A 12,166-nucleotide genomic window follows, 5' to 3' on the forward strand; every position below is an offset into this window, starting at 1 on the left:
GCCAGGCCCAGCGGGTCCGGGCTCAGGTAGCGGGCGGTCTCGGGGTCGTACGTGCGGAAGTAGTTGTGGTGCAGGCCTGATTCGGCGTCGAAGTATTGGCCGGGGAAGCGCAGCGGCGTGTAGGCCGTGGCGTCCCGGTTCCAGGCCGTGGATCCCCACAGTGTGGAGCGGCTGCGCCAGGCCAGTCCGCCGCGCTCGTCAACGAGTTCGGGCCCTTGATGACGCCGCCGGCCAGGTGGGTTTCCGCGAGCTCCAGGTAGTCCATGCCGTCTTTGAGCTGTTCGGCGTACGAGGGCTTGGGCGGGGAACGTTCCTCAGACCCCGGACGGTTCCTCCCACACCAGCCGGATCTCGGTGACCTCGTAGCCGGCCCGGTCGAAGGCGGCGGCCATCGGGATGTTGACGGTGTCCGTGGTCGCGGTGATGCGCTGCGCTCCCTCGGCCGCGTGGAAGCGGGTGATCTCGCCCAGGATCTCGTCGATCAGGCCCTGGCCGCGCTGTTCGGGCACGACGCCCAGGTAGCCGACGTTGCGGTGGTACGGGGTCGCCGACGGGATGGCCATGCCCGCGAGGGTGCCGTCCGGGAGGTGGGCGAGCCGCCACCAGGAGCGCTCGCCGGGGCAGTCGAGGTAGAACTCGATGTCCTCGCGGGCCAGTTGTTCCGCCTCCACCGACTGGAGCTCGGTCTGCGTGTGCAGGTCGAGGCTGCCGGCGGACAGCCGGATGAAGGCGTCCAGGAACTCCTCGTCGGTGCCGTCGCGGAAGACGAGCCGTCCGGTGGGCCCGGCCGTCCCGGCGGCCGGGGTCCACTCGTAGCGCAGGCGCTCGATCTCACGGGTCAGCCCGGTCCGGTTCGCGGCCTCCTGGCGCCAGGCGACCGCCGCGGCAAGCTCCGGGTCGGCGCGCCAGCCGCGGGGGAGGGAGATGTTGTAGCCGGGGCGCTTGCCGAAGGCGGCGTGCCCGGCCTGCAGCAGTTCGGCGGCGACCGCGGCCGGGTCGGCCACGGAGGCCCGTACCTGCAGGCAGTCGAGCGCGATGGGCCGCTCGCTGTCACCGCGGCCCCACCACAGCGCACGGGCCAGGATCTCGCCTTCCTCGTCCTCGGCGATCCAGATCCACTCGGGGCGGATCCGGTTCTCGGCGAGCTCCTCACGGACCTTCTCGGCGGTGAGGGCGGGGACGGGGCCGTCGGCCGGGTAGGCGACGGCCTGGTCGAGGTCTGCGGGGTCTGCGGTGGCAGCGCGGAAGAGCATCCGCCGATGATCACACGTAGCCCGGCGGCCGACCAGGGAATTCGGGAGCGGAACGGCCGACGGCCGGCCTCCTCGCGGGAGACCGGCCGTCGGCTTCGTACCGGGGTCCGCTACGACCAGGTGATCAGGCGGCGGGGGTGTTCCAGGACCGCCGCGATGTCGGCCAGGAAGCGGGAGCCGAGCTCGCCGTCGATGAGACGGTGGTCGAACGACAGCGCCAGCGTGGTGACCTGGCGCGGCTTGACCTTGCCCTTGTGGACCCACGGCTGGAGCTTGATCGCGCCGACCGCGAGGATCGCGGACTCGCCGGGGTTCAGGATGGGCGTACCGGTGTCGACGCCGAAGACGCCGACGTTGGTGATGGTGATCGTGCCGTTCTGCATGTCGGCCGGGGAGGTCTTGCCGTCGCGGGCCGTGGCGACCAGCGAGGACAGGGACTCCGACAGCTCGCCCAGGGTCTTGGCGTGGGCGTCCTTGATGTTCGGGACGATCAGCCCGCGGGGGGTGGCCGCCGCGATGCCCAGGTTCACGTAGTGCTTGAGCACGATCTCCTGGGCCGCCTCGTCCCAGGACGCGTTGACGTCCGGGTTGCGGCGGATGGCCACCAGGACGGCCTTCGCGATCAGGAGCAGCGGGTTGATCCGCAGACCGGCGAGGTCCGGGTCGTCCTTGAGCTCCTGGACCAGCTTCATCGTGCGGGTCACGTCGAGGGTGATGAACTCGGTGACGTGCGGTGCGGTGAAGGCCGAGCCGACCATGGCCTGGGCGGTCACCTTGCGGACGCCCTTGACCGGGATGCGGGTCTCCCGGGCCGACGTCTCGGCGGTCGGCGCGGCCTCGGCCACCGGGGCCGGGGTCTGGGCCTGGGCCTGCGCCGCGACGGGAGCCGCGGCGGCGGGCACGGCCTGCAGGGCGATCGCCGCGGCGGCCGCCGCGTGGACGTCCTCCCGGGTCACGACCCCGCCGTCACCGGTGGGGACCACCGAGGCCAGGTCGATGCCGAGGTCCTTCGCGAGCTTGCGCACCGGCGGCTTGGCCAGCGGACGCTCGCCGATGGGCTGCGCCGGGACCGCGGGGAGCACCGGCGCGGCCGGGGCAGCGGGGGCGGCCGGAGCCGCGGGCGCGGCCGGAGCGGCCGTGCCGTTCTGCGCGGCCGGGGCCGCCGTGGCCTTGCGCGGGCGGCGCTTGGTGGAGGCGGTGGAGACGCCGTAGCCGACCAGGACGGGCTGGCGGGCCTCGGCGACGGGCTCCTCGGCCGACGCAGCGGCCTCGGCGACGGGCGCGGCCGCCGTCTGGACCGGGGCCTCGGCGCCGGCTTCACCGGTCTGCACCGAGATGATCACCTGGCCGACGTCGACCGTGGTGCCCTCCTCGAACAGGAGCGCGTGCACGACGCCGTCGAACGGGATCGGCAGCTCGACGGCGGCCTTGGCCGTCTCGACCTCGCAGACGACCTGGCCGTCGGTGACCGTGTCACCCGGCTGGACGTACCACTTGAGGATCTCGGCCTCGGTGAGGCCCTCGCCCACATCGGGCATCTTGAATTCGCGGATGGTCATGGAACGTGGCTCCTCAGTACGCCAGCGAGCGGTCGACGGCGTCGAGCACCCGGTCCAGGCCCGGCAGGTACTCGTCCTCCAGGCGGGCCGGCGGGTAGGGGGCGTGGAAACCGCCCACGCGCAGCACCGGGGCCTCCAGGTGGTAGAAGCACCGCTCGGTGATGCGGGCGGCGATCTCCGAGCCCACGCCGAGGAAGACCGGCGCCTCGTGGACGACCACGAGCCGGCGGGTCCGCTCCACCGACGCCTGGATCCCGTCGAAGTCGACCGGGGACATCGAGCGCAGGTCCAGGACCTCCACCGACTTGCCCTCCTCGGCGGCCGCGGCCGCGGCCTCCAGGCAGACCTTCACCATCGGGCCGTAGGCGGCCAGGGTGAGGTCGGAGCCCTCGCGCACCACGCGCGACTTGTGCAGCTCGCCCGGGATGGCCTCGGTGTCGACCTCGCCCTTGTCCCAGTAGCGGCGCTTCGGCTCGAAGAAGATCACCGGGTCGTCGCTGAGGATCGCCTGCTGGAGCATCCAGTAGGCGTCGCTCGGGTTCGACGGGGAGACCACCTTCAGGCCCGCGACGTGCGCGAACAGCGTCTCGGGGGACTCCGAGTGGTGCTCGACCGCGCCGATCGCGCCGCCGTACGGGATGCGCACGACGACCGGCAGCTTGATCTTGCCCAAGGCCCGCGCGTGCATCTTCGCGAGCTGCGTGACGATCTGGTCGTACGCCGGGAAGACGAAACCGTCGAACTGGATCTCCACGACCGGCCGGTAGCCGCGCAGGGCCAGGCCGATGGCGGTGCCGACGATGCCCGACTCGGCGAGCGGGGTGTCGATGACCCGCTCCTCGCCGAAGTCCTTCTGCAGGCCGTCGGTGATCCGGAAGACACCGCCCAGCTTGCCGACGTCCTCGCCCATGATCAGGACCTTCGGGTCCTGCTCCAGGGCCTTGCGCAGCGACTCGTTGAGCGCCTTGGCGATCGACATCTTCTGGGCAGCCATCAGTGACCCTCCTCGGCCGACTCGAAGGACGCGAGGTAGGCGGCGAACTGGGCGCGCTCCTCGTCGACGAGCGCGTGCCCGTCCGCGTAGACGTTCTCGAAGATCGCCATGGTGTCCGGGTCGGGCATGGCGCGCACGGCCTCGCGCACGCGCTTGCCCATCGCCTCGCTCTCGGCCTCCAGCTCGGTGAAGAACGCCTCGTCGGCGCCTCCGGTGGCCAGCAGGTGGGCCTTCAGGCGCTGGATGGGGTCCTTGGACTCCCAGGCCGCCGTCTCCTCGTCCCGCCGGTACTTCGTCGGATCGTCGGAGGTGGTGTGGGCGCCCATGCGGTACGTGAACGCCTCGACCAGGGTCGGGCCCTCGCCGCGGCGCGCCCGGTCCAGGGCCCAGCGGGTCACGGCCAGGCAGGCCAGGACGTCGTTGCCGTCGACGCGGACGCCGGGGAAGCCGAAGCCCTGCGCGCGCTGGTAGAGCGGCACGCGCATCTGGCGCTCGGTCGGCTCGGAGATCGCCCACTGGTTGTTCTGGCAGAAGAACACCACGGGGGAGTTGTAGACCGCGGAGAAGTTGAAGGCCTCCATCACGTCGCCCTGGCTGGACGCGCCGTCGCCGAAGTAGGCGATCACGGCCGCGTCGGCGCCGTCCTTGGCCACGCCCATCGCGTAACCGGTCGCGTGGAGCGTCTGCGAGCCGATGACGATCGTGTAGAGGTGGAAGTTGTTGAGGTTCGGGTCCCAGCCGCCGTGGTTCACGCCGCGGAACATCCCGAGCAGGTTGGTCGGGTCGACCCCGCGGCACCAGGCCACGCCGTGCTCGCGGTAGGTCGGGAAGACGTAGTCCGCGTCGTTCAGCGCCCGGCCGGAGCCGATCTGCGCGGCCTCCTGGCCCAGCAGCGAGGCCCACAGGCCCAGCTCGCCCTGGCGCTGCAGGGCGGTCGCCTCACCGTCGAAGCGGCGGGTCATGACCATGTCGCGGTACAGGCCGCGCAGGTCCTCGGTGGTGATGTCTGCGACGAAGGATGCGAACTCCGCGTTCTCAGCGTGGTCGACCCGGTCCCCTTGGGGCGTCAGCAGCTGTACGAGCTGAGGTTCAACGTCCTGCGTCTGCGCGGTGGCAGCGGCGGGCTTGGCGGCGCTTGCCGCACCTGCCGCCCGCTTGGTGCCGCTGCTGCGTCGCGGCTTGCGCGCGGCAGTGCTCTCCACGGTCACTTGTGCTCCTCCGTCGGTCCGGCACCCGGGTTCTCCGGGGTCCAGTGCGGCTCACCTGCATCCGTAACGAGCGCACGGGGTGGGTGCGCGTCGCGTACGGGATTCAGGCGTGACAGGCGTCCCGGCGAGTGCCCTGCGCAATGCACGTTACCCAGTGCGCCGCATAACTGCGAAACCCCGCTTGACCTGCGTTTTTGCTTGGATTTCCAAGTAAATGCGCAGCGACGGGAACAACCACTGGTCACAGCCTTGCAGGGGCCGGGAACAACGGCACGTTATCCCGGGTAACTCCGGCAGGGAAGGGGTGAGTGTGTGAAACTGACTTCGTGCGCGAAGACGGAAAAATCAAGGTATTCCTCCTGGACGACCACGAAGTGGTCCGTCGCGGCGTCCACGAGCTGCTGTCGGTCGAAGCGGACATCGAGATCGTCGGCGAGGCCGGTACGGCCGCCGACGCCATGGTCCGCATCCCCGCCACCCGCCCCGACGTGGCCGTCCTCGACGTCCGCCTGCCGGACGGCAGCGGTGTGGAGGTGTGCCGCGAGGTGCGCTCCCGGAGCGAGGACGTCAAGTGCCTGATGCTGACCTCGTTCGCCGACGACGAGGCCCTCTTCGACGCGATCATGGCGGGCGCCTCGGGCTACGTGCTCAAGGCGATCCGCGGGAACGAGCTGCTCAGCGCCGTGCGTGATGTCGCCGCCGGCAAGTCGCTGCTGGACCCGGTCGCCACCGCACGCGTACTGGAGCGGCTGCGCGACGGCAAGGGCGGCAAGGGCGACGACCGCCTCGCCAACCTCACCGAGCAGGAGCGGAAGATCCTCGACCTGATCGGCGAGGGCCTGACCAACCGCGTCATCGGCGAGCGCCTGCACCTGGCCGAGAAGACGATCAAGAACTACGTCTCCAGCCTGCTGTCCAAGCTGGGCATGGAGCGCCGCTCCCAGGCCGCCGCCTACGTGGCCCGGCTGCAGGCGGAGAAGCGGTAGCACCCGGTCCGACCGCGATCCGGCTCCACGGGCGGGGGTGCCGGTAACGGGAGGGGCGCCAGGTGTGCAACCCGAGCGTGGTTCGTACGGGGCCCACAATTCCTATTCCCCGGACCCTCGGCTCCGGTCGGTGCGGTTCACCGGAACGGCGCAGGTCGTCGAGCCGACCGCGGAACACTGGAACTCTTCGGTCCGGGTCCGCATTTCGTGGACGGCGATGTGTTCGACCCGGTCCGCATGCGGTTCGAACTGTGGTTCATCACCGTGCACTCGCTCGCCGGGAACGGCAATCCCGACCGGCTGTACCAAGCCGCCGGCTGACCGGGCGTCGTACAGGAACGGGCCCGGCGGAATTGATTCCGCCGGGCCCGTCCCGTGCTCACTCCGCGCTCTCGGGTCCCGGCGGCGGCTGGGATTTGGTCGGCGGCGTGGTGACCGGAGCGGTCTTGGTCGCCGTGGCGGTCGCCGTCGCCGTGGCGCTCTTCGTCGCCGTCGCGGTCGGCGACTGCGACGCCGACGCCGTGGGCGACTGGCTGGCGGTCTGCGTCCGGGTGCGGGTCGCCGGAGGCGGGGTGTCGTTGTTCGACGGCGTGTTGTCCGTCGTCTGACGCGACTGCGTGGGGTCCGGCGAGTCGGAAGCGCTCGGCTTCGCGCTGGGCGTGGTCTGGCTGGTCCCCGGGTCCTGCTTCTGGCCGCCCTTGCCGCCGCCGAAGTTGTTGACGGCGTAGGCCACGCCGCCCGCGATCGCCACGATCGCGAGCACCGCGAACAGCCACATCTTCCAGCGGCTGCCGTTGCCGCCGCCGTCGTAGACCTCGTAACCGCCGCTGTGACCGCCCTGGCCGCCGCCGGGACCGCCGGGGAAGGCCGTGCCGTCGTCCGGGTTCAGCGGCGGCACCATCGGCTGCTGGAACTGCGAGGTCGAGGCGTTCGAGGCGTACCCGTGCCCGCCGCCGCCTCCGCCCACGGGCATGGCCGTGGTGGCGGCGGCGCCGCCGCGTCCGTGCGGCAGCGCCATGGTGACCGGACCGGTGTTCCAGGTACCGGTGTTCGGCCCCTGGTCGTGCAGCATCTGGAGCGCGTACTGGACCAGGCCGCGCATCTCCTCGGCGCTCTGGAACCGGTCGTCCGGGTCCTTGGCGAGGGAGCGCATGACGAGGCCGTCGAGCTCCTGCGGGATGTGGTGGCCCTCCGGCAGCTGCGAAGGGGGTACGGGCGCGTCCTGGACGTGCTGGTAGACCACGGAGAGCGGGGTTTCGCCGGTGAACGGGGGTCGCAGCGCGAGGAGTTCGTACAGCAGGCAGCCGGTCGCGTACAGGTCGGAGCGGTGGTCCACGGCCTTGCCGAGGGCCTGTTCGGGCGACAGGTACTGCGGGGTGCCCATGACCATGCCGGTCTGGGTCATCGTCGCCTGCCCGCCGTGCAGGGCGCGGGCGATGCCGAAGTCCATCACCTTGACCGCGCCGGCGTCGGTGATGATGACGTTCGCCGGCTTGATGTCGCGGTGGACGATGCCGTGCTGGTGCGAGTACGCGAGGGCTTCGAGCACGCCCGAGACGATGATGAGCGCCTGCTCCGGGCCCGGCGCCTCGGCGCTGAGGAGCAGGTCGCGGATGGTGCGGCCCTCGACCAGCTCCATCACGATGTACGGGACGGTGTTCGGGCCGACCCGGTCCTCGCCCGAGTCGTACACGGCGACGACGGCGTGGTGGTTGAGCCCGGCGACGGACTGGGCCTCGCGGGTGAAGCGGGCCTTGGACACCGGGTCCTCGGCCAGGTCGGCGCGCAGCAGCTTCACGGCGACGGTGCGGCCCAGGCGTACGTCCTCGGCCGCGAACACCTCCGCCATGCCGCCGCGGCCCAGCCGGTGCGTCAGCCGGTAACGGCCGTCGCCCACCACGCCACCGTCGCCCCAGTGCTCAGGACCATCGGTCATCCCGGCGCCGTTTCCCTCGGGTTCGGGTGCCATCAGTCCTCGCCGTCGTATCTCTCGGCCGCCGCTCAGCGGTAGTCCTCTTTATTGGTGCTCCGGTGAACGCTACAGCCTCCGAACCGGTCACCGTTCGGACAAGGCCACCCTGTGCAGGTGTGGTCACGGAACGGGCACCTGGCTTGACGTGTGCTTGCCCTGGGGCAGACTGGGCGCCACGTGCGCCATGCCAGGGGCGCGGGGACACACGCCGAGGGGAAGCAACAGTCATGAGCCAGGACGGCACTCAGGGCCAGTACGCGGGCGGCTCTCTGGCCGGTGGCCGTTACCAGCTAAGGGACTTGCTGGGGGCCGGCGGCATGGCCTCCGTGTACCTGGCGTACGACTCGGCGCTCGACCGGCAGGTCGCCATCAAGACCCTGCACAGCGATCTCGGCCGGGAGCAGTCCTTCCGCGAGCGGTTCCGCCGCGAGGCCCAGGCTGTAGCGAAACTGTCGCACACGAACATCGTCTCGGTCTTCGACACCGGTGAAGGCGAAGTGACGTTCGGCGGCGGCCGCTCCGGCGACGGCGCGGTGATGCCGTACATCGTCATGGAGTACGTGGAGGGCAAGCCGCTCGGCTCGGTGCTCGAAGCGGACATCCGGCAGTACGGGGCCATGCCGGCGGACAAGGCGCTGAAGGTGACGGCCGACGTGCTGGCCGCCCTGGAGACCAGCCACGAGATGGGGCTCGTCCACCGCGACATCAAGCCCGGCAACGTGATGGTCAACAAGCGCGGCGTGGTCAAGGTGATGGACTTCGGCATCGCCCGCGCCATGCAGTCGGGGGTCACCTCGATGACGCAGACCGGCATGGTCGTCGGCACCCCGCAGTACCTCTCGCCCGAACAGGCCCTGGGGCGCGGCGTCGACGCCCGGTCCGACCTGTACTCGGTCGGCATCATGCTGTTCCAGCTGCTGACGGGGCGGATCCCCTTCGACGCGGACTCGCCGCTGGCCATCGCGTACGCCCACGTGCAGGAGGAGCCGGTCGCCCCGTCCTCCATCAACCGGTCGGTGACCCCGGCGATGGACGCGCTGGTGGCCCGTGCGCTGAAGAAGAACCCGAACGAGCGTTTCCCGACGGCCGCGGCCATGGGCGACGAGGTCGCGCGGGTGCTGGGCTCCGGGCAGACCGGGGCGCCGGTCATCGTGCAGGGCAACGGGCCCCTGAGCAGCGGTGCGGGCGTGTCCTCGGCCGTGTTCCCGCCGGTGGACTCCGGCTTCCAGGCCCCGCCGCAGTCGGTGCAGCAGCCCTACCAGGCGCCGCACACCCCGACGCCGGCCCCGTACGCGCCGACGCCCGCCCCGCAGCCGCACGCGCAGGGCGGCTACGCCTACCCGCACACGCCCCCGCCGCAGGCGCAGTACGCGCCGCAGACCCCGCCCCCGTACACGATCTCCCCGACGGGCACGGCGAGCCCGTCGGGCTCCGGCGGTGACGGCAAGCGGAACATGCCGGTGGTCGTGGGCGCGATCGCGGTGGCGCTGCTGGCCGTCGGCGGTCTGATCGCGGCGATCTCGATGAACGGCGACGACAAGGACAAGGGCGGCACCACGGCCGATCCGGGCGCCTCCACGTCCGCGTCGGCGAAGGCCGGGTTCAAGGGCCCCGACGTCACGCGCACGATCGACCCGAAGAAGTGCTCGGAGCCCACGAAGCACTACAGCGAGTCCGGCAAGTACTCGGCGCCGGACCTCAAGTACAAGAACCTGCTCTCGGTGAAGGCCTGCATCCAGGCGTCGGGCGGCAAGTACAACATCGTCCCGAAGGACGAGGCCGTGTACGGCAAGGACACGGTGCTGAGCCAGTCCCCCGCCGCCGGAGACAAGATCAACAAGGAGGGCACGGAGTACACGCTCACCGTGTCCACCGGCAATCCGGAGTAGCCGGCCCGCGCGGACTTCACGACACACCGGCATCCCGGACACCCGATAGGGCGTCCGGGATGCCGGTTTTGCCCCACCATGTAAATCTGAGCGCATATCGCTGACTCCAGCGAGCACGCCGGCCGCTCGGGACGGGAGGGGCACCCCGTGATCCAAGGCTTCCGCCCTTCGCGCTGGCTGGCCTGCGCCGCACTGGCGGCCGCCGCCCTCGCGCCCGCCGCCTCCGCGTACGCCGGGCCCCTCAGCCCGTCCCAGCCGCACCGCACCCCCGCCGAGCGCGCCGACCCACGGGCGGCACGGACGGCCTATGCGGTACGTGAGGCCCAGGCGGCACGGGCGGCCCTGGCGGCCCTGGCGGCGCACACCGCGGCCTTCGAGAGGGACGAGGGCGACGGCGACCACCCCCACGGGGAGCTGGCGGGGAGCGCCGCCGGAGTCGGCCGCGAGCGGCCGGGCCGGCCGGTCGGTGAGCCCGCCAACCCGGAGCTGCTCATCGCCTCCAGGCCGCTGCCCGTGCGCCCCCGCACCGAGCCCACACCGCCACCCCCGCCACCCCCGCCGCCCGCGCAGCCCCCGACGCCGCTGCCGCCGCGGCCGCCGCAGGCCCAGGGACGGCCAACGGCGGCCGCCCCGACGGTGCGTGACACGGTCACCGCACTCGGCACCGAGCCGAACGACCGCGCTGCGGACCTGGCCGCGCACATACTGCCACTGGGAACCGGATTCGCCCTGATGGGACTGGGTCTGGGCTATCTGGGCGTACGGCTGCGCCGGGGCGCGTAGCACCGCCCGGGCCCCTTCCCCGCTCCGCAGCACACCCCGGGATGGTTGCCCTGCGTGAACATACTCGGTATACATACCGAGTATGTCGATCCGTCACGGGCTCCTGGCCCTACTGGAACGGGGTCCTCGGTACGGCTCCCAGCTGCGCACCGAGTTCGAATCCCGCACCGGCTCCACCTGGCCGCTCAACGTCGGGCAGGTGTACACGACCCTCGCCCGCCTCGAACGCGACGGCCTCGTCGCACCCGACGGCGAGGACGCCGCGGGGCACACGCTGTACGCCATCACCGACACCGGGCGCACCGAGCTGCGCGAGTGGTACGAGCGCCCCGTCGACCGGGCCAACCCGCCCCGAGACGAGCTGTCCATCAAGCTCGCCATGGCCGTGGGCGCCCCGGGCGTGGACATCCGCGCCGTCATCCAGTCCCAGCGGCACGCCACGATCCGCGCGATGCAGGACTACACCCGGCTCAAGGCCACCGCGCTCGCGGCGGTCGAGAGCGGGCAGTCCCGCGAACGCGACGACGTCGCCTGGCTGCTCGTCCTGGAACAGCTGATCTTCCAGACCGAGGCCGAGGCCCGCTGGCTCGACCACTGCGAAGCCCGGCTCGTCCGGCTCTCCCTGCCGGCCGACCGGAGAGCCACCGCACCCGAGCCGCCCCAGGCCGCCGCCGAGACCACGGCCCCTACCACCACCGACCGGCCCCGCACCGCCCGCACGCGGCGCGCCTGAACCACCGTTCCAGGGGGGAACCCTCATGTCCGACCAGCGCCAGTCCCGGCAACCCGTACTGCAGTTGGAGCGGCTCGTCCGCACCCACGGCAGCGGCGCCACCGAAGTGCACGCCCTGCGCGGGATCGACCTCGCCGTCCACCCCGGCGAACTCGTCGCCGTCATGGGCCCTTCCGGCTCCGGCAAGTCCACGCTGCTGACCCTCGCGGGCGGCCTCGACACCCCCACCAGCGGCAGGGTGCTGGTCGAAGGCACCGACATCACCACCGCGAGCCGCAAGCAGCTGGCCGCGCTGCGCCGCCGCAGCATCGGGTACGTCTTCCAGGACTACAACCTGATCCCGGCCCTGACCGCCGCGGAGAACGTGGCCCTGCCGCTCGAACTGGACGGCACCTCGGCCCGCAAGGCCCGCGTCGCGGCCCTCGCGGCGCTGGCGGAGATGAATCTGAGCGTCCTCGCCGACCGCTTCCCCGACGAGATGTCCGGCGGCCAGCAGCAGCGCGTCGCCATCGCCCGCGCCCTCGTCGGCGACCGGCGCCTCGTCCTCGCCGACGAACCCACGGGCGCCCTCGACTCCGAGACCGGCGAGTCCGTCCTCGGCCTGCTGCGTTCCCGCTGCGACGCGGGCGCGGCCGGGATCCTCGTCACCCACGAGCCGCGCTTCGCCGCATGGGCCGACCGCGTGGTCTTCCTCCGCGACGGCAGCGTGGTCGACGAGACCCTGCGCAGCCACGCCGACTCCCTCCTCTCCGGGCAGGCGGGCGGCCAGTGACCTCCTCGCTCCAAGGC

10 protein-coding genes and 1 pseudogene are annotated in these 12,166 nt (G+C 71.8%); 5 read left to right on the forward strand and 6 right to left on the reverse strand.

Annotated features, from left to right (window positions below; translation table 11 throughout):
- From AB0F82_RS33530 to pdhA, 5 genes and pseudogenes are all read right to left on the reverse strand, one after another.
- Positions 1-209 (reverse strand): annotated as a pseudogene (locus AB0F82_RS33530) (RHS repeat-associated core domain-containing protein); the annotation flags it as partial.
- Positions 210-314: 105 nt separating this feature from the next.
- Entirely contained in the window at positions 315-1,253 is a 939-nt protein-coding gene (locus AB0F82_RS33535; protein ID WP_362634478.1) for a GNAT family N-acetyltransferase, read from the reverse strand.
- Between the two features lie 110 nt (positions 1,254-1,363).
- Positions 1,364-2,812 (reverse strand): dihydrolipoamide acetyltransferase family protein, encoded by a 1,449-nt coding sequence (locus AB0F82_RS33540; protein ID WP_362634481.1) that lies wholly within the window; start codon positions 2,810-2,812, stop codon positions 1,364-1,366.
- 13 nt (positions 2,813-2,825) lie between these two features.
- A complete protein-coding gene (locus AB0F82_RS33545; protein ID WP_356813602.1) occupies positions 2,826-3,806 on the reverse strand; it encodes an alpha-ketoacid dehydrogenase subunit beta in 981 nt (326 codons plus the stop codon).
- On the reverse strand, positions 3,806-5,014 hold the full coding sequence (pdhA, locus tag AB0F82_RS33550; RefSeq protein WP_362634485.1) for a pyruvate dehydrogenase (acetyl-transferring) E1 component subunit alpha: 1,209 nt from the start codon (positions 5,012-5,014) through the stop codon (positions 3,806-3,808). The genes AB0F82_RS33545 and pdhA overlap by 1 nt, the downstream gene beginning before the upstream one ends.
- Positions 5,015-5,340: 326 nt before the next feature.
- On the opposite strand from pdhA, the gene AB0F82_RS33555 reads away from it, so the two are divergent.
- Positions 5,341-6,000, forward strand: coding sequence for a response regulator transcription factor (locus tag AB0F82_RS33555; protein ID WP_362634488.1), 660 nt, complete (start codon positions 5,341-5,343; stop codon positions 5,998-6,000).
- 379 nt (positions 6,001-6,379) lie between these two features.
- On the opposite strand, the gene AB0F82_RS33560 is transcribed toward AB0F82_RS33555, so the two are convergent.
- The gene (locus AB0F82_RS33560) at positions 6,380-7,969 is read right to left on the reverse strand and encodes a protein kinase domain-containing protein (RefSeq protein ID WP_356813606.1); all 1,590 of its coding nucleotides are present in this window, start codon (positions 7,967-7,969) and stop codon (positions 6,380-6,382) included.
- Between the two features lie 230 nt (positions 7,970-8,199).
- On the opposite strand from AB0F82_RS33560, the gene AB0F82_RS33565 reads away from it, so the two are divergent.
- The 4 genes from AB0F82_RS33565 (at position 8,200) to AB0F82_RS33580 (ending at position 12,149) form a co-directional block, all read left to right on the forward strand.
- Complete coding sequence (locus AB0F82_RS33565; RefSeq protein ID WP_362634491.1) at positions 8,200-9,861, forward strand: protein kinase domain-containing protein; 1,662 nt, start codon at positions 8,200-8,202, stop codon at positions 9,859-9,861.
- Positions 9,862-10,008: 147 nt separating this feature from the next.
- The gene (locus AB0F82_RS33570) at positions 10,009-10,644 is read left to right on the forward strand and encodes a hypothetical protein (protein ID WP_362634494.1); all 636 of its coding nucleotides are present in this window, start codon (positions 10,009-10,011) and stop codon (positions 10,642-10,644) included.
- A gap of 82 nt (positions 10,645-10,726) precedes the next feature.
- Complete coding sequence (locus AB0F82_RS33575; protein WP_362634497.1) at positions 10,727-11,377, forward strand: PadR family transcriptional regulator; 651 nt, start codon at positions 10,727-10,729, stop codon at positions 11,375-11,377.
- A gap of 25 nt (positions 11,378-11,402) precedes the next feature.
- A complete protein-coding gene (locus AB0F82_RS33580) occupies positions 11,403-12,149 on the forward strand; it encodes an ABC transporter ATP-binding protein (RefSeq protein WP_362634500.1) in 747 nt (248 codons plus the stop codon).
- Positions 12,150-12,166: the final 17 nt, after the last annotated feature.

The sequence above is a fragment of the Streptomyces virginiae genome (assembly GCF_040638905.1).
GTDB classification, from domain to species: Bacteria; Actinomycetota; Actinomycetes; order Streptomycetales; family Streptomycetaceae; genus Streptomyces; species Streptomyces virginiae_B.